The sequence below is a fragment of the Stenotrophomonas sp. PS02289 genome, from assembly GCF_029960115.1.
Classification (GTDB): Bacteria; Pseudomonadota; Gammaproteobacteria; order Xanthomonadales; family Xanthomonadaceae; genus Stenotrophomonas.
Genome location: NZ_JASCOZ010000017.1, coordinates 1 through 21,499 on the forward strand (window position 1 = coordinate 1; position 21,499 = coordinate 21,499).

The 21,499-nt window shown below is 67.0% G+C and carries 14 protein-coding genes; all 14 read right to left on the bottom strand.

The features are described 5' to 3' along the window. Positions 1-102 precede the first annotated feature (102 nt). Positions 103-2,451 (bottom strand): glycoside hydrolase family 127 protein, encoded by a 2,349-nt coding sequence (locus QMX83_RS04170; protein WP_282295396.1) that lies wholly within the window; start codon positions 2,449-2,451, stop codon positions 103-105. 19 nt (positions 2,452-2,470) lie between these two features. Then, positions 2,471-4,831 carry a Tat pathway signal protein gene (locus QMX83_RS04175; protein WP_282295397.1) on the bottom strand — a complete coding sequence of 787 codons (2,361 nt, stop codon included), beginning with the start codon at positions 4,829-4,831 and terminating at the stop codon, positions 2,471-2,473. A gap of 105 nt (positions 4,832-4,936) precedes the next feature. After that, complete coding sequence (locus QMX83_RS04180) at positions 4,937-6,445, bottom strand: DUF5597 domain-containing protein (RefSeq protein ID WP_282295430.1); 1,509 nt, start codon at positions 6,443-6,445, stop codon at positions 4,937-4,939. A 95-nt stretch (positions 6,446-6,540) separates the two neighbouring features. Further along, positions 6,541-8,856 (bottom strand): S9 family peptidase, encoded by a 2,316-nt coding sequence (locus tag QMX83_RS04185; RefSeq protein WP_282295398.1) that lies wholly within the window; start codon positions 8,854-8,856, stop codon positions 6,541-6,543. Further along, positions 8,846-10,417 carry an APC family permease gene (locus QMX83_RS04190; protein WP_282295399.1) on the bottom strand — a complete coding sequence of 524 codons (1,572 nt, stop codon included), beginning with the start codon at positions 10,415-10,417 and terminating at the stop codon, positions 8,846-8,848. Before QMX83_RS04190 ends, QMX83_RS04185 begins: the two co-directional genes overlap by 11 nt. A 51-nt stretch (positions 10,418-10,468) precedes the next feature. Next, complete coding sequence (locus QMX83_RS04195) at positions 10,469-12,244, bottom strand: DUF885 family protein (RefSeq protein WP_282295400.1); 1,776 nt, start codon at positions 12,242-12,244, stop codon at positions 10,469-10,471. Next, complete coding sequence (locus QMX83_RS04200) at positions 12,241-14,085, bottom strand: DUF885 family protein (protein WP_282295401.1); 1,845 nt, start codon at positions 14,083-14,085, stop codon at positions 12,241-12,243. The genes QMX83_RS04195 and QMX83_RS04200 overlap by 4 nt, the downstream gene beginning before the upstream one ends. A 30-nt stretch (positions 14,086-14,115) precedes the next feature. Then, positions 14,116-15,318, bottom strand: a complete 1,203-nt coding sequence (locus tag QMX83_RS04205) for a Xaa-Pro peptidase family protein (RefSeq protein ID WP_282295402.1) — start codon at positions 15,316-15,318, stop codon at positions 14,116-14,118. After that, positions 15,315-16,907 carry an aldehyde dehydrogenase family protein gene (locus tag QMX83_RS04210; RefSeq protein ID WP_282295403.1) on the bottom strand — a complete coding sequence of 531 codons (1,593 nt, stop codon included), beginning with the start codon at positions 16,905-16,907 and terminating at the stop codon, positions 15,315-15,317. Before QMX83_RS04210 ends, QMX83_RS04205 begins: the two co-directional genes overlap by 4 nt. A 1-nt stretch (position 16,908) precedes the next feature. Further along, positions 16,909-17,811, bottom strand: a complete 903-nt coding sequence (locus tag QMX83_RS04215; protein WP_282295404.1) for a dihydrodipicolinate synthase family protein — start codon at positions 17,809-17,811, stop codon at positions 16,909-16,911. Continuing rightward, a complete protein-coding gene (locus QMX83_RS04220; protein ID WP_282295405.1) occupies positions 17,808-19,118 on the bottom strand; it encodes an FAD-dependent oxidoreductase in 1,311 nt (436 codons plus the stop codon). The genes QMX83_RS04215 and QMX83_RS04220 overlap by 4 nt, the downstream gene beginning before the upstream one ends. Continuing rightward, positions 19,111-19,356 carry a (2Fe-2S)-binding protein gene (locus QMX83_RS04225; protein ID WP_282295406.1) on the bottom strand — a complete coding sequence of 82 codons (246 nt, stop codon included), beginning with the start codon at positions 19,354-19,356 and terminating at the stop codon, positions 19,111-19,113. The genes QMX83_RS04220 and QMX83_RS04225 overlap by 8 nt, the downstream gene beginning before the upstream one ends. Further along, a complete protein-coding gene (locus QMX83_RS04230; RefSeq protein ID WP_282295407.1) occupies positions 19,353-20,465 on the bottom strand; it encodes an FAD-dependent oxidoreductase in 1,113 nt (370 codons plus the stop codon). The genes QMX83_RS04225 and QMX83_RS04230 overlap by 4 nt, the downstream gene beginning before the upstream one ends. Then, positions 20,462-21,418: a proline racemase family protein gene (locus QMX83_RS04235; protein ID WP_282295408.1), complete on the bottom strand. Its 957-nt coding sequence runs from the start codon at positions 21,416-21,418 to the stop codon at positions 20,462-20,464. Before QMX83_RS04235 ends, QMX83_RS04230 begins: the two co-directional genes overlap by 4 nt. Positions 21,419-21,499: the final 81 nt, after the last annotated feature.

Consider the following 21,499-nt stretch of genomic DNA (forward strand, 5'->3'; position numbering starts at 1 on the left):
GAATAAGGCATGGCCGCGATCAGGTGTGCGCCAAACGCGTAGAGCCACGCCCTGCGTGGCTGGGACGTTCCCGGTGCGCGCGCAGCCACGCAGGGCGTGGCTCTACGCTGCATGGATCAGCCAGCCACCGAACAGTGGGCCAGCGGTATCGCCATGCTGGGGCTCGAACCGGAACCTCAATGGCTGCCCCCCACGCGTAAGCGCATGGGGCAACACGTAGTCGTGGTCCACAAAATCCAGCACCTGCCCGCGCTCGACCTCCACCTTCACGGCAAGGGCACCGTTCACCAGGATGTTGAAGCGCCCCTTGTCGCTGCCCCAGAAGCGCAGGCGCAGCGCCAGCGGCTGGGGGCTGCCCTGCATCACGAATTCCACGAAGCCCTTGCCGCGTACGTCCCGGCACTGCTGTCGCCGGTAGGCCGCTGAGAAAGAGGTGTCACTGGTCAGGCCGTGTGCCTTCTCGGAGGCCTCGTTGCCGAACTGGATCATATCCACCGCACTGGCCTGCAGCTGCGCGCGCTTCGCGATCACCTGTTCGCGGCGTTGCGCTTCAGCGGTCCATTGGGCGGCATCCATGCGCTTGAAGTACAGCGCGCTGCGTCGGTCGTGCTGGGCGAAGAAGGGAGAGAACTCCAGCGCCTGCGGTCGCGTCGTGCTGGCAAGGTAGCGGCCCGGCTCAGGCAACGCGGTGAAGCCACCCAGCGGCGACGTATCGGCGACCAGTGCGGGATCGGGCGCGTCCCAGGGATCGCTGACCGGGCCAAGATCGGCCGCAAGCGCCAGCGGACCGCGCATCACCACCACGGTATCGGTGTCGCCGGCGGCGTGTTCCAGGCGCAACGGCGTGGCCAGGTCCAGCTCAACGACATCGCCGGTCTTCCACCGACGCTCCAGCAACGCGTAACCGTCCTGCAGGGTGCCTGATGCCTTTCGGCCGTTTACCTTCAGCGCGAAGCGTCCTTCCGTCCAGGCCGGAATCCGCAGCAGCAGCCGCTGCGGTGCAGCGGCGTCCGCGCGCGTCACCTGCAGGCGCACCTGTCCATTGAGCGGGACGCCGCTGTCCAGAGTGAGAGCGAGCCCGCCCTGCTTCCAGTCCAGCGTGGACGGGATATAGAGATTGACGTACAGCGACTGCCCATCCTGCCAGTAGATGGAATCGCCGAACTGGGCATGCGCCTCCATGCCGCTGCCCACGCAGCACCAGAACGAATCGAACTTGTCGGAGAAGCCGCGCTCGCCCCCCGTGATCATGGGCGTCATGTAGGTGAACATGCCCGTTTCCGGATGCTGCGCTGACATCGTGTGATTGAGCAGGGTCCGCTCGTAGTAGTCGAAATACCGCGCTTGCGGCGTCCATTGGTACAGGTGCCGGGTCAGCTTGAGCATGTTGTAGCTGTTGCAGTGCTCGCAGGTCTGTTCGGTGAGGAACGCCGCAATGGTGTCGGGCTGCTGGAAGTACTCGCGGTCGGCATTGCCGCCGATGACATAGCTGTAGTGCGCGGTCACCGTTTCCCAGAAGAAGCGCGCCGCAGCGGCGGAATCGAGATCGCCGGTAACCTCGAACTGGCGGGCCTCGCCAATGAATTTGGGCACCTGGGTGTTGGCGTGATGGTGCGGCAGGTTGTCCCGGGCAGCGATGGCCGGGTCGACGATGCCTTCGTGGCGCAGCCGCTTGCCGATGGCGATCCAGCGCGGGTTGTCCGTGCGCGCGCCGAGCTCGATGTACGATTCGTTGAGGCCGCCGAACTCGGTGGCCAGCAGGGACTGCATCTGATCGTGATCGAGCGCGTCGAAGACATCGGCCAGGTAGCTCGCCAGCGGCAGCAGCACCGGTAGCGCCTGCGTGTTGCCTGCCAGCGCGTCGGCATCGAGCAGGCCCGCGAACAGCTTGTGCACCGTGTACAGCGGTGACCAGCTGCCATTGATGTTGAACTTGCTTCCGGTCACCGCGCCCGCGCGGATCTGTTCGAAGACCTGCTTGCCCCCTTCGATGTTGCCAGCATCGGTCTTGCGGGTCAGGCCGCCGACGTAGCCATCCTTGTCCTGGGCCTGCGCACGGGCCAGCTCGGAGACGATGTAGTCGATGCGTTGCCGGACCTGCACATCGCGGGTCTGCGCGTACAGCTTGGACAGTGCGCTGAGGTAGTGCCCCAGCGTGTGGCCGGCGATGGTGTCGCCTTCCCACCCGCCGTACACCGCACCCTTGGGCGGCAGACCGGCCTGCTGCAGGAAGTTGTGCAGCAGGCGATCCGGCTCCAGCTCGAACAGATAGCGGCGGTTGACCTGCAGCGAATCCAGGAACATCGAGGGTTTGAGCGTCACATCCTGCAAGGGCAGCGCGGTGACCCGGCCGGCGGTGGACGCGGCCACGTCCAGCGGGAAGCGCAGCATGCCGGCGGCGATAGCCAGTGCGCTCCACTGCAGGAAACGACGGCGGGACGGGTCAGTCATCAAAACCTCCTCGATGGATTCAGCCATAGCGGGCCTGCACGTGCACGGTGGCTCCGGCGGCAAAGGGCAGCGGCACGCGATCGTGGTGGGGGCCGCCAAGCTTGGCCGCCTTGCCATTCACCGATACGTCCAGCAGCCGGGTGCCCGCCGGTACCCGCAGAGTCAGCCACGTGTTGGCGGGTTGATTCGGAGGCAAGGTCACCTCGGCCTCGATGCGCTGCTGCGCCGGCTCCGCCCACAACCTCAGGCCAACCCGGCCCCAGGGCGTAGGCGCGTCCTGCAGCACGATCGGCTGCCCGGTGGCCAACCAGTCGCGCGGCACCGCGCGGGCTAGATGCAGATCCTGTTCCTCGTCGAAGACCAGCATCCAGCGCAGCAACAGCGGTACCGTCATCTGCGCGGGCATGCAGAACAACGGCATGCCGCCGGTGATGCCGGCCACTTCGCCTGCGGTCCAGCTGCCGCGCGTATGTGCCTGGTAACGGTGGGCATACAGGAACAGCAGATATTCCTCGATCCGATCGAGCCGCAGCAGCTGCTGGGCGTAGCCATAGGAAATGAAGCCGAGGATGTCGCGCCCCTCCGGCGTGGGCTTCCAGATGTTGGAGACGATGCCCAGCGTGGTGCCACCATGGCCGCGCAGGCAGTCGATCACCAGGTTGGCAAGATCCGGCGGCAGCACGTCGGCCTGCAGCAGTTCGGCATAGGAACGATGCGACCACAGCTGTTCGCTCTTGCTGGGATCTTCCTGCGACATCGCCTGGCGGAAGGTTTCGGTGGTGCCCGGCAGCGGGCCCAGGTAGGCCGGCTGCAGGTCCTGTCGGATATCCGCACGGATGCTTTCCAGCAGGCGCTGGCGCAATTGCCGGGCGCGGCGTTGCCAGTGGCGGCCGGTTCCATCGTTGCCGGTCAGCGTCGGCCACACCGCGGCGATGTCCTCCCAGCCCCGGATCGTCAGCGCGCTGTTGCCGAAATACGGCTTCCACCACAGTGTGGGATCGGGATACAGGCAAGCGTCCGACTCACTCCAGCCGTGGATGAGACCGTAGCCTCGATCACTGCGCGGCAACGCCAGGCTTGCGTCGTGCAGTTCGACCAGCAGCGCGGCGGTCGCTTCGACCTTGCTCTGGTGCCGACGCAGCAACGCCATGTCCCCGGTGTAGCGGACGTAGCGCGCCAACAGTGACAAGGTCAGACCGAACTGCCCGACCTGTGGGCCGCGCATGTTCACCAGACCGTCGTCCTGGGTGTACTCGCTCAGATAGTTGTCCAGCACCGCCCTCGCCTGCGCGAAGCGGCCCCACTCCAGGTTGGCATACAGCGAACTGGTGAAGGTGTCCTGGAAGCCGTCGTACTCGTTGCCGGCGTAGTCCCGGTCCACCGCGCCGTATTTCGGATACACCCCGCCCGGACGCACCACCAGCTCACGCGCGAACGCGAAGCGGGCCAGATCGGACCAGCTCGCATCGGGGAGCGTTGCGGGGCTGGCTTCGGCCAGCTGCGCCTGCCAGCTCGCCGCGAAGTCGATCAGCCCACGGTAAAAGTCCTCGGCGCTGGCACCGTGGCGGCGCGGTGGGAAATCGGGGTAGCTGTAGCCCGTGACCGTACGCACCGCCTTGCCGTGCTCGACCAGCACGGTGCGATGCCAGGTCTGCACGATGAAGCGGTCGTGCGCGTTGACATCGGCGAACACCGACACGTCATACCAGCGCCCCTCACCGGCATGCACCACTTTGTGCACGGCCGGCATCCAGCCGCCCAGCAGCCCCTCGTCGCGATGCGCCACCTTGTCCGCGTCGGCCAGCTCCGGGAACGCGTGAATCGGCCGGTAGGTACGGCTGCGCCCGTCAGGGTAGATCTGCATGGTGTCATTACCCTGCACCGTGCCGACGAAGGTGGTCCAGGGCAGTCGCCCGTTGTGGTCTTTTGGATCCAGCCGGGACCCGGGCGGCGGGGCGACATCGCGCACGGCGGCCTCATTCGGGTCTCCCCCGCGCAGCAACCGGTCGGCCAGCAGGTCCGCCTCGGCCATCGCCAGCTCGGCCAGCGGCAGCCCGAGGTACGGCGGTGCCTCGCTGCCCCACACCGCCTCGGTGCGCTTGCTGAGATTCAGCACGCCCGCTGCGCAGGTCAGCACCAACGCCCCCTGCGACGTGCGCAGATCTTCATGTACGGTCCAGCGCGCACCACGATGCTCGAACGTGGTCAGCGCCGTGAAGCCGCTGAGATCAACCGTCGCCGCAGGCTCCAGCAACGGTGCCGGTGGCGCGGCCACGGCCGGGGTGGAATCTCCCGGGGCAACAGCGCTGGCAAGGGACGGCAGCAGGCTCATGCCGGCGGTAGCCACCGCGCCCTGACGCAGGAATGTTCTGCGATCCATTCAACCCCACCTGTGGTGACGAGTCTCCATGCTGCGCGGTGCGACCTTTGCCGTCTTGTTGCCGAGCGATGACATCGATGCGGCTTTCCGCATACTTTCAAGCGTTCAGTAGGTGCCCACGGTCACGCGCAGCACCGGAGGATCCTCGCGTACGAAGTTGAGGCCGTAGTCGGTCTGGTCGCCATTGAGCAGCCGCTCGAACTGCCACTTTCCGTCTACGTAGTGGCCCTGTTCCACCCGCAACAGCTGCCCATGCAGCGCATCGTTGGCGACGCGCACGAACTCCGCGCGGGCAGAGAAACCGGTCAGCAGGAACTGGTCCGCGGCCGTCTGCACGACCAGCAAGCGGCCACCATGGTCGGCATTGCCGGGCAGAATCGGATCGGCATCGCCCCAGTACGGCGCGCCGTAGGACACACGCACCTCCCAGTCGCCGAAACGCAGGGTGCGCCGGGGTTGACCCGGCTGCTCGGCCACGGCCTGCAGCCGGCCCTCGAAAGCGGCCTTCGCAATCAGCCGCTGCAAGGGCGCGAGCTGGCCGAAGTTGGCGGCATGCACGGTGGTCGCCGCGCGCTTTTCCGGCGAATCCAGCCCGTCCATGCCGAACACCGAGAAGCCGATCCCGCCCTGCCCCAGCACGTGGAACAGGTAGGGGGCGGTGCCCGGCTCGAAGCCGGTTTCCGACACCCAGGCCGGATTGTCCGGGCGCGCAAATTGGCCGATGACCTTGGTGTACTCGGTGTAGTCGGTGGTGTAGATGTCGGTGCCGATGAAGTCGATCGACGGGGTGGCCGCACGCCACAGGTCGAATACGTTGACCGTTGCCCCGCCGGAGGGATAGTCCACACCCGGATAGCGCTTGCCCTTGTAGCGCAACCACGTGTTCACATACATCGGCATGTCGTAGGCGCGCTTGCCAGCCGCCGCCACCTGTTCGATGTAGTGAGCGGTGGCGTATGCGTTGAACGCTTCATCGGCCTCCGGTCCGAACACCTCCCGCCAGCTGCCGGTCGGCTTACCCAACCGGGTGGTGATGGCCGCCGGCACCGGCTGGGCGAACGCGGCGTTGGCGGCAGCGCCGTGGTCGCGCACCGCGCCGATCGCGCCCGGTTCATTCTCCACCTGGACCAGGATCACGGTGTGGCGCTGGCCGTCGACCTTGCGAAGATGCTGCATCAATGCAGTGAATGCGCGCGCATCCGCCTCGACATTCGCGCGAACGTGTGGCGACAGCACATCCACGGGCTCGCCACGCTCGTCCAGAGTTCGCGGGTACGTCACTGCATCACGCTTGATCCACTCGGGCACGTAGTGCATCTGTCCGTTCTTCCAGCTGCCGAACCACAGCAGCGCGACCCGCAGGTTGCGCCGGCGGGCCTGCTCGATCAGCGCGTCCACATTGGTCGTGTCGTACTGACCCGGTGCCGGCTCGAACTGCTCCCAGTAGATCGGGGCCTCCACGGTATTGGCGTTCAGTGCCACCACCTGGTCCAGCGCCCCGGGCAGGACGGCGGGCCAAGCGCTGGAGTTGTGCAACTGGGCGGCCAGCACGGTATACGGTTCACTGTCGACCAGCAGCGCGTGCCGCCCGTTCTCGGTGACGAAGCGTGGCATCTGTTCAGCCGCGAGCGCAGGCAGGCACAGGCACGCCAGTAGCAGGCCGATCACGCGCAACGCCAGGTGCCGGCGCAAGGAGATCAGGGAGACGGTCATCGCGGTGCGTCCTTTTCTGCATTCCAGCGCGGCGTGGGCGCGCGCATCAGGTGGCGTACGAAGAAATCAAACTGGCGCCGGGTGACGTAGTCGATGGGCCCCGTGGAACGGCCCACGGAATGCTCGCCACCGGGGACGTTCAACAGGTCGAAGTCCTTACCGGCCTTGATCAGCGCATCAACCACCTGTGCAGTCGAGGCCGGATCGACATTGCTGTCCTGCTCGCCGACCACCAGCAGCAGGTCGCCACGCAGGTTGGCTGCATGGGTCACGCCGGAGGCGCGCTCGTAGCTGGCATCCACCGGCCAGCCCATCCACTGCTCGTTCCAGCTGATCTTGTCCATGCGGTTGTCGAAGCAGCCGGCCAAGGCCACACCGACCGTGTACAGCTCGGGATGCCGCTCCAGCGCGCCCAGCGTGCTCTGCCCTCCGGCCGATGCGCCATAGATGCCCACACCGCCGGAGATGTCATAGGACGGATCTTTGGCCGCCAGCGCCTTGTGCCAGGCGATGCGGTCGGGGAAGCCGGAATCGCCCAGGTTCTTCCAGGCCACGTCATGGAAGGACTTCGACCGGTGCGCGGTGCCCATGCCGTCGATCTGCACCACGATGAAGCCGAGGTCGGCCAGCGCCTGCATGCCGATCTGCTTGTCGCCACCGGAGTGGTAGCCGAACGGCCAGAACGTCGTGGGCACGAAGGCGTCGTGCGGGCCGGCGTAGATGTTCTCGATCACCGGGTAGCGGCGCTTCGGATCGTAGTCACGCGGCCGCACCACCATGCCCCAGATGTCGGTGCGGCCGTCGCGGCCCTTGGCCACGAAGCTTTCCGGTGCTTTCCAGCCGGCCGCAAGCAGCCGCGAGATGTCGCCGCGCGCCAGCTCGCGGACCGGTGTGCCGTCGATCCGGTGCAGCGCCGCGACCGGGGCAATGTCCGGGCGCGAGTACACGTCGATGTAATAGCGCCCATCCGAGGAGATGGAAACATCGTGGTCAGCCGGTGCGTGGGTCAGACGGGTCAGGTTGCGGCCGTCGAAGTCCACGCTGAACAGATGCCGCTGGTACGGGTCCTGGCCCGCGTCCATGCCACTGGCGCTGAACCAGATCCGCCGTTGGGCATCGTCGACGTGCAGCACGTCACGTACCACCCAGTCGCCCCGGGTGATCTGCTGACGCACGCGTCCATCAGCGCCATCGATGAGGTACAGGTGCCGCCAGCCGTCGCGCTCGGAGATCCAGAGCAGCTCCCTGCCCTGCCCTCCAACGTCGTGCAGGAAGGTGCGATCGGCATACACAAAGGTGTCTGCCTTCTCTTCAACGGCCGCGTGCGCCTTGCCGGTGTCCGCCTCAACCGCGACCACGCGCACCGTCTGGAAGCCACGCGCTACGTACTCGAGACCGAAGCTGCTGCTGTCGGCGCGCCATTCAATGGGTGACAGCGAATATGGGTTCGACAGCAACGGCGTGTCGATGATCCTGCGATTGCCCGCCAGGTCGAACAGGACGGGTTGCTCGACATCGACCGCGTCCCCGGGCTTGGGATACAGCTGGGTCTTCAGCACAGGCTGCACCTGGCCGGCTGGTGCACTTTCAACACGTGTCACCAGGCGCGGGAATCCCGGCGTCACCCGGTACAACGCCAGATGCCGGGAGTCCGGCGACCACGCGATGGTTTCCGGATCGTAGAAGCCATCGCCGCGTCCATCGTGGGTCAGCCGTGTGATCTTGCCGTCGGCCACATGGCGCAACACCAGGTTGAAGCCCTCGGCATAGGCTTCCCACTGACCGTCCGGCGAACGACGCGGCGTGTTGTCGGCCGGCACGCGCAGATCGCGCACCACGCCGAAGCCACGCGGGCGGCCTGCACGCGTGACCGGCGCGCAGACGTAGTCGGTCAGGGTGCAACGCCACGCCGCATAGGTGCTGTCCAAAGTGAAGCGGATCGCACCATTGGGGTTGGAACCATCCGCCACATAGCTGAACTGCGAGAACGGCAGCTTCAAGGGCGTAACGACCTGGCCACTGGCGGTGGACAATCCCTGCGCCAGGCGCACCGCGTCGAAGGCCGGCTGCAGCTGCGGGCTGTCCGGCGTACCCAGCACGAATGCAAAGCCGCCTTCAACTGTGTGCCGATAGTAGAAGTGTCCATCGCCGCGCCACTGCGCCGGGAAGGCCACGTCGCGGGTCAGCCCGCTCCAGACGTCGCGCAGCCCCAGCGAGCGGCGATAGTCATCAACACCCGGAGCGGCCGCCACCGTGGCACTTGCGTAGACCAGGCCGACCAGCGTCAGCACCCGCACCACCCTATTCGCCATCGTCTTCGTCCAGCTTCAGTTCACCGGGGGTCAAGCCACTGCGCGCGCCCCATTGGTAGATGAAGAACGCAATCACCGCCACGCTCGCGGTGTCCCATGGATGGGTGATGGCGGCGATACCGCCGAAGGTACCCAGGTACGACACGGCCATCACCAGCACGAAGAATGTGATCAGCCATGCGGAGCTGCGTACCTGCCGCAGTACCCGTACCCGCCGCTGCGGATTGGGCAGCTGCGAGAGCACATAGACAACGTAGATCCCCACCTGCAGGCCCAGCAGCCACGACACCGTTTTCCAGGTCGACCAGTAGACGATCAAGGCTGCGATCATGAACGACAGCGGCCCCAGCACGCCCAACGCCTTTACCCGGAACGGACGCTCGAGATCGGGGGCACTGCGGCGCAGTGCGGCTACCGTCACCGGGGCGATGGCATAGCTCAGCACCAGCGCTGCCGACACCACACCGATCAGGGTTTCCCACGACGGGAACGGCAGGGTCCAGAACACCGAAAGCCCAAAGCTCAGCCACAACGCCGGACGGGGAATCCCCGATTTCGCATCCACGCGGGTCAGCGCCGGCAGGAAGCCGCCGCCACGGGCCCAGCCATACACCACACGCGGCGTGGCATTCATGTAGATGTTGCCGGTACCGCTGGGCGAAACCACCGCATCGGCCACCACCATCGTGGCCAGCCAGCCCATGCCGAGCGCCACCGCGATGTCGCGATACGGCAGCGAGTACAGCTTGTCCATGCCGGCCCACCCCTTGGCCAGCACGTCGCCCGGCACCGCGCCCAGGAAGGAGACCTGCAGCATCACGTAGATCACCGTGGACAGCGCAACCGACAGGATCAGCGCGAACGGAATGGTGCGCTGAGGGTTACGCACTTCGCTGGCGACCGAGACGATGGGGGTCAGACCGAGGTAGGCGAAGATGATGCCGCCGGCGGAGATCGCCGCTTCCACACCGGCCATGCCCGAAGGCGCGAAGCCCTGGCTGGTGAGGTTGTCCGGATTGAAGTGCGCGAGCAGCAGTACAATCACCAGCAGCGGCACCAGGAACTTGAACACGCTGATGATGTTGTTCGCCCGCGCGAAGGTCTTGACGCTGAAGTAATTCAGCAGGAAGAACACCACCAGCAGCGCGAACTGCAGCATCCAGCCCAGCAGCGTGGGATGCGTGCTGTTCGGTTGGGTGAGCGACGGGAACCAGGCCGCGGCGTACTGCCGGCAGGCTTCCACTTCGATCGCGATCAGGCTGGAGAATGCGATCAGGGTGATGAAGCCGGTCAACCACCCCAGCAGCGTGCCATGCGAGTACTCCGGATAGCGCACCACGCCGCCGGCACGCGGCAGCGCCGCGCCCAGCTCGCAGTACACCAGGCCGAGCAGGAACACCGCAATGCCGCCGATGATCCACGACAGGATGCCGGCCGGCCCGGCAATCGACGAGACGTGGCTGGCGGCGAACAACCAGCCCGAGCCGAAGATGGAGCCGAGACCGATGAAGGTGAGATCGGTCAGGCTCAGACGCTTCTGGAACTTTCCTGCAGATGCCATGGGGTTCCCCGGTTGGTGCATGGAAGGCAAGCCAAAGTGGTGCGAGTGGCCTCAGTGCTTGGTGTCGCTCCAGGGCGAGGCACCGCCTTCAGCGATGAAACGGTCGATCCGTGCCTCCAGCACCGGCAGCGGCACCGACCCCAGCGACAGCACCGCATCGTGGAAGTTGCGGATGTCGAACTTGTCCCCCAGCGCGGCCTCGGCCTTGCGGCGCAGCTTCAGGATCTCCAGTTCGCCCAGGTAGTACGAGAGTGCCTGGCCTGGCCACGCGATGTAGCGGTCCACCTCGGTGGTGATCTCGTGTTCGCTCAACGCGGCGTTGTCGCGCAGGTAGGCCAGTGCCTGCTCGCGGGTCCAGCCCTGGCTGTGCACGCCGGTATCGATCACCAGCCGCGCCGCCCGCCACATCTGGTAGGTCAGGTAGCCGAAGCGCTCATAGGGCGTGGTGTACATGCCCATCTCCAGCCCCAGGTATTCGCAGTACAGCGCCCAGCCTTCGCCGTAGGCCGAGATGTAGGTGTAGCGGCGGAAGTCAGGCAGCGCCGTATCTTCGGCCGCCATCGACATCTGCAGCGAGTGACCGGGGGAGGATTCATGCAGGGTCAGCGCCGGCAGCACGTACAGCGGCCGCGACGGCAGGTTGTAGGTATTCAGCCAGTAGGTGTCCAGCCCACCGCGGCCGCCGGTGTAGAACGGCGCGAGGTCATCCGGCACCGGCTTGATCGTGAAACGCTGGCGCGGCACGCGGCCGAAGTAGCGACCGAGGTTGCCATCCATGGTCTTGGAGATCCACGCGGCGCGGTCGAGCAGTTCCTGCGGGGTCTTCGCGTAGAACTGCGGATCGGTACGCAGGAAGGTAAGGAAATCCGCAAAGCTGCCCTTGTAGCCCACCTCGTCCATGACCTCCTGCATCTCGCGGCGCAGGCGGGCGACTTCGTCCAGGCCAATCTGGTGAATCTGCGCGGGCTCCATGTCGCGGGTGACGAACTCGCGGATCTGCGCGCGGTAGTAGGCCTTGCCATCGGGCAGTGCTTCGCCGGCCAGCGTGGTGCGGGCCTTGGGCAGGTACTCCTCACGCATGAAGTGCAGCAGCTTTTCGTATGCGGGAATGACGCTGGCATCAATCGCGGCCAGCGCCTGCCGACGCAGCTCCGCCTGCTGTGCGGCCGGGATGCTGGCCGGCATCTTTTTGAACGGCGTATAGAACAGGTTGGCCTCGCCCTTGGCCTCGGCCACATCGGCGATGGACTGGTCGCGGCCGGTCAACGTCACCCGCGGCTGGCTGAAGCCCCGCGCCAGGCCTGCGCGCATGTTGCGGGTCTGGTCGTCGAAGTAGCGCGGGATGTCGGCCAGCTGGGCCAGGTAGCGGCGGTAATCGTCGGCCGAGTGGAAGGTGCCGCGCGCCGTGAAGCCGAGGTTGGTCCAGAACGCCGTGTCGCTGTTGAACGGCATCTCCCAGGCGCGGTAGCGCTGCTGGTCCAGCAGCACTTCGATCTGCTGCCGGTACACCTGGTAGTTCACCTGGTCGGCGGCGGACAGCTTCGCCTCCGGCACCGTGTCGAGTTCCTTGAGCACCTGCGTCCAGTACGCGGTGCGCTGGTCCTGCGTGGCCGGGTCCACCTTGGGCAGGTGGTCAGCGGGTCGGCTACCGCCGTTCTCGTCATCGCCACCTGCGTTCTGCTGCGAGCGCCACGTCCATTCCCGCGTGTACAGCGCCTTGAACCGTGCACCGGCATCGGTATCGGCGGCGGAAGCGCCCGGACTGAGCAGACCGGTGGCGCTGATCCCGAGCATCAGGGCCAGAGAAAGGGGGGAGCGCAGGTTCATGGGGACTCCTTGGAAGTACTGGCGGCAGCGGCTGCCGGTGCGGCCTTGGCCTGGGCGATCCAGGCATCGATGCGAGCATTGAGCAGATCCAGCGGCATCGCACCGCCGCCCAGTACTGCGTCATGGAAGGCGCGGATGTCGAAGCGGTCGCCCAGTTCCTGCTCAGCCTTGGCACGCAGAGCCAGGATGTCGAGCTGGCCGATCTTGTAGCCCAGTGCCTGGCCCGGCCAGACGATGTAGCGGTCGGTCTCGGCCTGGATGCTGGGTTCGTCGTCGGACGGATGGGCGTGGAAGAAGTCCACCATCTGCTGCCGCGTCCAGCGCTTGTAGTGCACGCCGGTGTCGAGCACCAGGCGGTTCGCGCGCAGGAGTTCGCCTGCCAGATGCCCGTACCGGCTGTACGGGTCCTTGAAGAAACCCACCTCCCCGGCCAGCCGCTCGGCATACAGCGCCCAGCCTTCAATGAAGGCGTTGTAGCTGGCCTGCTGGCGGAACGGCGGCAGCGGCAGCGTCTGCGAGAGCGAGATCTGCAGATGATGCCCGGGCACGCCCTCGTGGTACGCAGTGGTTTCGATGTTGACCAGGGTGCGCTCGGTCGCGTCATTGGCGTTGACCATCACGATGGCCGGCTTGGTTCCCTCCGGATTGCTCTGCCAGTACTCCGCGCCTGGTGCCTCGCGGCGGAAGGCCGGCATGCCCTGCACCACCAGCGGTGTCTTGGGCAGGTGACCGAACAGCTTGGGCAGCTCCGGTTCCATGTCGGCGATGTAGCCGCGGTACAAGGACAGAATCTGCTCGCTGGAGGTGGCGAAATGGCGCTTGTCGGTGGCCACCGCCTTGCGGAAGCTGGCCAGGTCCGCGAAGCCCTGTTCCTTCGCGATCCGGGTCATCTCGCCTTCGATCCGGGTCACTTCGGCCAGGCCGATCTGATGGATCTCTTCCGGCGTCTTGTCCGTGGTGGTCTGGGTGCGCACGGCGAACTGGTAGCGCTTGTCGCCATCCGGCAGCGACCAGAGGCCTTCCTGCGCGCGGCCCTGTGCGGCGTACTCGTCCTTCACGAAGGCAGCCAGCTTGGTGTAGGCCGGACGCACCTGCTGGTCGATCGCCGCGATCAGCTGCTGGCGGATATCTGCCCGCTGCGCCGGGTCGGCCACGGCCGCGTCCAGCTTCTTCAACGGCGACGCGAACGCGCTGTCCGCCCCGGACGGCTCGGCAATCTTCGCAATCTGCGTCGGCAGCTTCTCCAGCAGATAGCGCGGCTGCACCAGTCCATCCTTCGCGCCCTGCCGTGACACCTCGACAATCTGGTCCAGCAGCGCCGGAACGGCGTTCAGGCGTGCGATGTAGTCCTGGTAGTCCTTGGCATTCTCGAAGGGGAACGCATCGCCCATGCCGGCCAGCGCCAGCTGGATGCCGCCGACTGGTTCCAGCGGCATCTCATGTGTTTTCAGATCGATTGACGTCAGCCTGTCACGCAGCTGGCGCAGCATCATCTGCAGACTGAGTTGCCGCTGCTCGTCCAACGCGTTGGCGTCCACCGCCTCGAAGCGCGTGAGCAGGTCGGCCGTGGCGGTGCGGTCTGCCGCGACCGCCGCCAGGCTGTAGTCGGTCCAGCGGTCGTTGTAGCGCTTGTCGCCGATGATGCTGGCGAACTCCGGACTGTGTTCCAGCTGGTATTGCCACTGCTCGTCCAGCAGCGCATCGAATGCCTGCGCGGCAGGGACCTGCGCTGCAGCGCCCGCCGATGCATCGGCAGCGCCCGACGTGGGCGTGGACGGCGAGCAGGCCGTGAACAGCGCTGCGGCAAACACGCCGATGACTAGGGGACGGAACGGGGCCATGCGCTTACTCCGGTAGGGGGCGTAGTGTCCTCAGGCGAACGGGCGGTCGATTGCCGGCGACGGCGGCGTGAACCACTGCGCGCCACTTTCGGTCACGTAGAAGTGGTCTTCCAGGCGCACACCGAACGCACCCGGGACCACGATCATGGGTTCATTGCTGCAGCACATGCCCGGCTGCAGGACGGTGTCGTTGCCGCGCACCAGGTACGGGGCTTCGTGGATGGCCAGACCACAGCCGTGGCCGGTGCGGTGCGGCAACCCGGGCAGACGGTAGTCCGGCCCCAGCCCGGCCGCTTCGAGTACCGTACGCGCTGCCGCATCAACGGAGGCACAGGTCACGCCCGGACGCACCGCGTCGAACGCCGCCGCCTGTGCAGCGTGCTCGAGATCCCAGATGCGGCGTTGCTCGTCACTGGGCTCACCGAAGATCCAGGTGCGGGTGATGTCGGAGTGGTAGCCCTGCACCGTGCAGCCGGTATCGATCAGGACCAGCTGACCCTTGCTCAGATGCTGCACACCCGGAATGCCATGCGGGAATGCCGTGGCGTGGCCGAACTGCACGATGCAGAAGGTGGATCCGTTGTCAGCCCCGAGCGCACGATGCGCCTGGTCGATGAACCGCACCAGTTCATCGGTGCCGATGCCCTCGCGTGCGAGGCCCGCCGCGAGCCGGTGCACGTGCAGGGTCATGTCGCAGGCCTGCTGCATCAACGCGAGCTCCGCCGGCGACTTGCACATGCGGCAACCGTCGATGATCGCCGTGGCGTCGCGGATGTCCGTCGCCGCAAGGTGCTTGGTCAGACCGGTGTGCACGCCGAAGGCGATGCCCGGGTCCAGCGCCAGCGTGCGTGCACCGCGCTCCGCCATCAAGGCGGCCACCAATGCGTGCGGGTCTTCGTGTTCTTCCCACAGGCGCTTGTCCGCCGGAATCTTCAGCACGGCGTCCAGCGAGCCCTCTTCGAACACCGGGCAGACCAGCAGCGGGTCGCCTTCCGGGGTGAGCAGCAGGCCGATCAGCCGTTCGGTCGCTCCCCACGGCACGCCGGCAAAGTAGCGCAGCGAGGTGCCGGCCCCCACCAACACTGCGTCCACGCCCTGTTCGCGCATCAGTGAACGCGCGTGCGCGATGCGCGCCTGATACTCCTCGGAAGTGATCGCGGGCGCACGGTGTTCCCACGGTTTGAGCAGCGCCTCGGCGTCGGCCAGGGTGAGCCCTCCAATCTGCCCGCTCACGCGCCAGCACCCACATCGGACGTGTCGGTCACCCCGTCAATCGTGCGCTGCACGTTGCCCGGGTTGCGGTCTCGCAGTTCCACCGGCAACAGCGCGTCAGGCACCGCGTCATAGCTGTGCAGCGCCGCGAAACGGTGGATGGCCGCCGGCATGCCGACCGAGGTGAAACCGGGGTGGCCGGTGCTCGGGAACGGTCCACCATGGTTCTGTGCCGCACTCACCGCCACACCGGTCGGCATGCGTGAATTGATCAGGCGTCCCACACGCGCGCGCAGTACCGGGGCGATACGCTGCCACGCGGCATCGTCGCTGCCGTCAGCCGCGCGGTACAGGGTGCCGGTAAGGTTGCCTTCGAAGGCGGCCGCCACCTGCACCATCGACTCCACATCCGCCACCCTCACAAGCAGGCTGACCGGCCCAAAGGCTTCGGTCTGCAGTGCCCGAGGCTGCGCGAGGAACGTATCGGCATCGACACCTAGCAGGGTGGGCGAATGGCGGAAGCCGCCCTCGCCCGCTGCGCCGCCGGCCAGCACGTCGGCACCGGCCGCGCGCAGGGTGGCGATGCCCTGGGTGAGGTGATCGAGCCCGCCCTGCGAGAACAGCACCATCGGGGCTGCGGCCGCGAAGTGGGCCGTGGCGGCGGCGACAAATGCATCGCCTTCCGCACCGTGCGGCACGACAACAACGCCAGGATTGGTGCAGAACTGCCCACTGCCCAGCGTGCACGATGCAAAGAATTCCTGCGCCAGCGCTTCACCGCGCTCGGCCAAAACACCGGGCAGCATGAAGACCGGATTGACGCTGGACAGCTCGGCGTAGAACGGAATGCCTGCGGCATCCGCAGCCGCCTTCAATGCGAGACCGCCACCGCGGCTGCCGGTGAAGCCGATCGCACCCAGCCGCGCATCGCCAGCCAGCTGCAATCCCAGCGCGTTATCGAACTGGTACAGCAGCTGCACCGTCGCCGCTGGCAGACCGGCTGCCAGCAGCGCGGTGTGCGCCAGCTGCGCCATGCGCTGGCTGGTTGCCGGATGCAGCGGATGCGCCTTGGCGATGACCGGATTGCGCGCGGCAATGGCCGATGCGAAATCACTGCCGGCGATGGCATTGAAGGCGAACGGGAAGTTGTTCGGACCGAACACCAGCACCGGCTTGGACAGCGGTGCCCGGTGTGAGCGCAGTCCGGCCGCTGTATCGATCACCGGCTGGGTCCAGCTGTAGCTGCGCACCGCTGCGGCGGCCTGGCGAAGCTGGCCGCTGGTACGCGGCAGTTCATTGCCGCGCAGCCGCGTGGGAGCGGGCAATGCGGTCTCGGCGTTGGCCAGCGCCACCAGCGTATCGGCGTCGGCATCGAGCGCATCGGCATACGCATCCAGGAACGCGGCGATGCGCTCGACCGGCACCGCCGCCAGCTCGGCAGCGACGGCACTGGCCGCCGCGACCGCCGCTTCAATGTCGTCCGCGCCGCTGACGGGGAATGCCGGTCCAATGGCGTCGCCCGTGGTGGGGTCCGCCGCGCGGAAGCTTCCCTGGGGTGACAAGCTGGGTTGCCAGCGTCCCGCCAGCAGGAGCGGTTCGACGTTGCTCATGTCAGGCCTTCTTGGTTGCAATGGCGTGGTCAATGATCTTCAGTGCCTCGGCACGCTCGGCACCTTCCACCACCAGGCGGGGCGCGCGCACGGTCTCGCTGCCCAGGCCGACCTTCGCCTGCACCAGCTTGATCAGCTGCACGAACTTGGGCACGGTGTCCAGGCGCAGCAGCGGCAGGAACCAGTTGTAGAGCTCGGCAGAGGCCGCATAGCCGCCGTCACGGGCCTGTTCGAACAGCTTCACCGATTCCACCGGGTACGCATTGACCAGGCCGGCGATCCAGCCTTCTGCTCCCATCGCCAGACCTTCAACGATGGCATCGTCCATGCCGACCAGCAGCACCAGGCGGTCGCCCAGCAGCTCCTTGATCGCGGCAAAGCGGCGGATCTCGCCTGAGGATTCCTTCACTGCCTGCAGGTTGGGGAATTCACCGGCCAGCTGGGCGATCTGCGCCGGCAGGATGTCGGTGCGATACGCCACCGGGTTGTTGTAGAGAATGCACGGCAGGTCGGTGGCACCGAGGACCGCGCGTGCATGCGCGGCCGCTTCATGCCAGTCCGAGGTATACACGTACACCGGCAGCACCATCAGGCCCTTGGCACCGGCGGCCTTCACCGCCTGCGCCAGCTTGACCGCTTCATCCGTGGACAGCGCGGCAATACCCGGCACCACCGGTACACGTGCGCCCACTGCCTTGACCAGCGTGGCGACGATGGCGACCTTCTCATCGAAGCTCAGCGTGGCCGCTTCACCCAGCGAACCCAGCGGCACGATGGCGGTGGAACCGGCATCGACCAGCTTCACTGCGTGCTCGGCAAGGAAGGCATGGTCGACGCTGCCGTCGGCATTGAACGGTGTGGTGATGGCGGGCAGCACGCCCTTCCAGAAAGATGCATTGCTCATGGATGGATCCCTTGCGAGTCGTCGGTGAAGGAGTCGGCCAGCGCCGCGAGGCGGACCGGGAACAACGGCGGCCGGCGGCCGCCATCGGTGGAGGATTCAGCGTGGCCAAGACCGAGCTCGGCCAAGGCGGTACCGCAGATACGGCCCTGGCAGGCCCCCATGCCGCAGCGTGAGGTCAACTTGGCGTCGCGGCTGTCGGTGAAGTCGCGCAGCGCGCCCAGCGGCACGTCTTCGCAGCGACACACCAGGGTGGTGTTCTGGGCCAGCGTGTGTACACGGCCGGCGAGTGCGAAGGTGTGTTGTAGCTGCTGGGCGAAGGCGCGCGCCCGTTGCCGCTGGCCCTGCAGCGCGGCGGCGGCCTTCGGGGCGTCGGCGGCCATGTGGCCAGCAAGGGCACCTTCGATCAAGGCACTGTCGCGCCCGCCGATGCCCAGCGCTTCACCCGCCGCAAAAATGTTCGGCACGCTGGTACGCAACTGGGCGTCCACCGCCACCTGCGGGTGTGCCCCATTCTTCACCAGCTGGCAGCCAAGCAGCTGCGCCAGTTCGGTGTTGGGCACCAGGCCATAGCCAACCGCGAGCTGGTCGCAGGCGATGGTGTGACGGCCACGTGGTCCTTCGATCTCAACTTCACGCAAGCGCGCATCGCCGTGAGCCGCCACCACCACACTCCCCGCGTGGTAGCCGACGCCGGCCAGCTGCAGTTGCAGCACCGCTGCCTGTACCGCCTTGGCGGGCCAGCGCGGCAGCTGCAACGCGAAGCGCGTCAGTGCACCGCGTGCGGCCTGCTCATGGATACCGAGTACCTGTGCGCCATGCCGACGCAGTGTGGCCGCACTGGCCAGCAGCAGCGGTCCGCTGCCGGCTACCACCACGCGTTTGCCATCCAATGGCCAGCCCTGCTTGGCCAGCGCCTGCGCGCCGCCTGCACCGGTGACGCCGGGCAGTGTCCAGCCCGGAAACGGCAACAGCAGCTCACGTGCACCGGTGGCCAGCACCAGATGCCGGTAGTGCAGTTGCCGTGCCCCTGATGGGCCATCGGCCAGCAGCCAACCCGGCTGCGCCAGCGTGACCTGGGTCTGCGCCAACCATTCAATCTCGCGCTGGTCGAGCACATCCAGCGCACGACGCGCGATGCCGGGTACGCCATGGGCCACGTCATGCCGCCACACCTGTCCGCCTGCGCGCGGCTGCGCGTCCACGATGCCCACCCGAACGCCGTGTGACGCAGCCGCGCGCGCCGCCGCCAGACCTGCCGGCCCCGCACCCACTACCAGAACATCGAAATGAAGGACGGACTCAGCCATCGGTGAGCACCTCCATGCCTTCGCGCGCGGGCACCATGCAGGCGCGCAACTGGGCCACGCCGTCAATGCGCACCCGACACTCGAAGCACACGCCCATGCCGCAGAGCGGCGCGCGCGGCTCGCCACCGCGCGAGGTCCGGAGGGCTGTGCCTGCCATCGCCACGGCCACCGCCACGGTCGCGCCCTCCGGCACGGACACCGGTTGTGCATTGACCGACAGGTTCAGGAACGCGCTCATGCCGCCCTCCCGGTAATCGCCCGGTCTGGCAGGTACGGCGCGGGATCAATGGCCGGCGTGCTCCCCAGCAGGCCGTCCACGATCAACCGCGCCGTACCGAGCGCGGTAGTGACACCCAGGCCTTCATGCCCGGCGGCCACCCATACATTGCGACGCCCCGGCACCGGTCCGATGTAGGGGCGGCCGTCCGGCGTGGCCGGGCGCAGTCCGGTCCAGATGCGGATCGCCTGCAGCTCGCGCAGCGCCGGCAGAAACGCAAACGCCTGTGCCAGCATCTGCCGCAGCAGCGGCAACGACACCTCGCGGTCGGACACATTGAACTGCCGCGACGACCCAATCAGGATCTGCCCGGTGGGCCGCGGCTGCACGTTGAAGGCCACGCTGGTGTCGGCGTCGCCATGTGCGGAATCGGCGTAATCCAGCGCCAGCAACTGGTGATTCACCACGCCAGGGTAACGATCGGTAATGACCAGCTGCCCCTTGCGCGGCCGCATCGGCAGTTCCGGCAGCAGCTGCGGCAGGTCCACGCCATTGGCCACCAGCACCGGACCGGACAGCGCGGTGCCGTCATCCAGGCGCACGCCGTCCGAGGTCAGCGCGGCCACCTTTCGACCCGCATGTAGATGGCCGCCGCGCTGGCAGGCTTGATGCACCAGGTACCGCGCCACGCGCGGCGGGTACACGACGGCTTCGCGCGCGACGCGCATGCCACCGGCAAGACCGCGCACAAGGTTCGGTTCCAGCTGATACAGCTGCGCGGCATCCACGTAGTCCGCGTGCAATCCGGCCGCCGCCAGCCGTTCAATCTTGGCCGGCACGGCGGCCAGCTCACGCGCGTTGCGCGCCACCCACAAGGTGCCGCACCGGCTGAATTCGGCATCGTCCAGCTGCGCGTACTGTTCCCAAAGCCGCAGCGAGTACGCAGACAGCGCCAACTCCGCCGGGTCATCATCCATTGCCACCAGGTGCCCCATCGCCGCCGCCGTCGCGCCGCCGCCGATCGGGCCTGGCTCGACCAGCGCCACGCGCAGGCCCGCGCCGCTGGCTGCTTCGGCGCAGGCCGCGCCGACAATGCCGGCCCCGACGATGATGAGGTCGTAGGTGGTCATCCGCGCGCGACAGCCTCCGCACCGATGCCCCAGGCAAACGGATCCGCCGGGTCGATCAACAACTGCGCGCGGGCGGTGATGTGGGCGGTGCCGGTAATGCGCGGCGCGATGCCGCGCCCACTCGCCCGGTAGCTGCCTTCGAAGGCGCTGCCCAGAATGCCCTGCTGCACCCAGCGTGCGCCCTCGGCCAGCTTGCCGTCGGCGGCCAGGCAGGCCAGCTTGGCACTGGTACCGGTGCCGCAGGGCGAGCGGTCGTAGGCCAGCCCCGGGCACAACACGAAATTGCGCGCCTGCCCGCTGCCGTCCGGTGCGGGACCGTTGACTTCAATATGGTCGATCTCGCCACCGTCGGCACCGGTGATACCGGCCGCCTCCAGCGCCTGGCGGATGGCTTCGGTATAGGCGGTCAGCTCGCGCTGGTTGGCCAGCTCCAGCGCGCACGGCGACTGGTCGGTGATGTAGAACCAGTTGCCGCCCCAGGCGATGTCGCCGCGCACCGTGCCATGGCCGGCCACCTCCACCTCAACGCCGGCGGCATGGCGGTAGCTTTCCACGTTGTCGACCGAGACGTTGCCGTCCGAGTCCAGCTCAACGCCGACATTCCCTACCGGCGTTTCAATCAGATGCTGCCCGGGGCCGATCTGCCCCAGCTCGGCCAGCGTACGAACAAGCCCGATGGTGCCGTGGCCGCACATGCCCAAGTAGCCCACATTGTTGAAGAAGATCACCCCGGCCACCGCGTTCGGGTCGCGCGGCGGCAGCAACAGGGCGCCGACCATGGTGTCTGAGCCCCGGGGCTCGCAGGCAATGGCGCTGCGCCAATGGTCGAACTCACGACGGAAACGCTCGCGCGAGGCGGCAAGGTCACCCTCGCCCAGGCTGGGGAAACCGGAAATCACGACACGGGTCGGTTCGCCGGCGGTGTGGGAGTCGATCACGTCGATGGTGTGCATGGCATCGATGCTCCCACCCGGTCCCTCCCGACGACTAGCGCGGAATGGCGGAAGCAAATGCGGAAATCCGCACAATGCCTC

Bases quoted from the DNA above. Each gene is read 5' to 3' on its own strand.
- QMX83_RS04170 (WP_282295396.1), bottom strand. From the start codon at position 2,451: ATGACTGACCCGTCCCGCCGTCGTTTCCTGCAGTGGAGCGCACTGGCT.
- QMX83_RS04175 (WP_282295397.1), bottom strand. From the start codon at position 4,831: ATGGATCGCAGAACATTCCTGCGTCAGGGCGCGGTGGCTACCGCCGGC.
- QMX83_RS04180 (WP_282295430.1), bottom strand. From the start codon at position 6,445: ATGCCACGCTTCGTCACCGAGAACGGGCGGCACGCGCTGCTGGTCGAC.
- QMX83_RS04185 (WP_282295398.1), bottom strand. From the start codon at position 8,856: ATGGCGAATAGGGTGGTGCGGGTGCTGACGCTGGTCGGCCTGGTCTAC.
- QMX83_RS04190 (WP_282295399.1), bottom strand. From the start codon at position 10,417: ATGGCATCTGCAGGAAAGTTCCAGAAGCGTCTGAGCCTGACCGATCTC.
- QMX83_RS04195 (WP_282295400.1), bottom strand. From the start codon at position 12,244: ATGAACCTGCGCTCCCCCCTTTCTCTGGCCCTGATGCTCGGGATCAGC.
- QMX83_RS04200 (WP_282295401.1), bottom strand. From the start codon at position 14,085: ATGGCCCCGTTCCGTCCCCTAGTCATCGGCGTGTTTGCCGCAGCGCTG.
- QMX83_RS04210 (WP_282295403.1), bottom strand. From the start codon at position 16,907: ATGAGCAACGTCGAACCGCTCCTGCTGGCGGGACGCTGGCAACCCAGC.
- QMX83_RS04215 (WP_282295404.1), bottom strand. From the start codon at position 17,811: ATGAGCAATGCATCTTTCTGGAAGGGCGTGCTGCCCGCCATCACCACA.
- QMX83_RS04220 (WP_282295405.1), bottom strand. From the start codon at position 19,118: ATGGCTGAGTCCGTCCTTCATTTCGATGTTCTGGTAGTGGGTGCGGGG.
- QMX83_RS04225 (WP_282295406.1), bottom strand. From the start codon at position 19,356: ATGAGCGCGTTCCTGAACCTGTCGGTCAATGCACAACCGGTGTCCGTG.
- QMX83_RS04230 (WP_282295407.1), bottom strand. From the start codon at position 20,465: ATGACCACCTACGACCTCATCATCGTCGGGGCCGGCATTGTCGGCGCG.
- QMX83_RS04235 (WP_282295408.1), bottom strand. From the start codon at position 21,418: ATGCACACCATCGACGTGATCGACTCCCACACCGCCGGCGAACCGACC.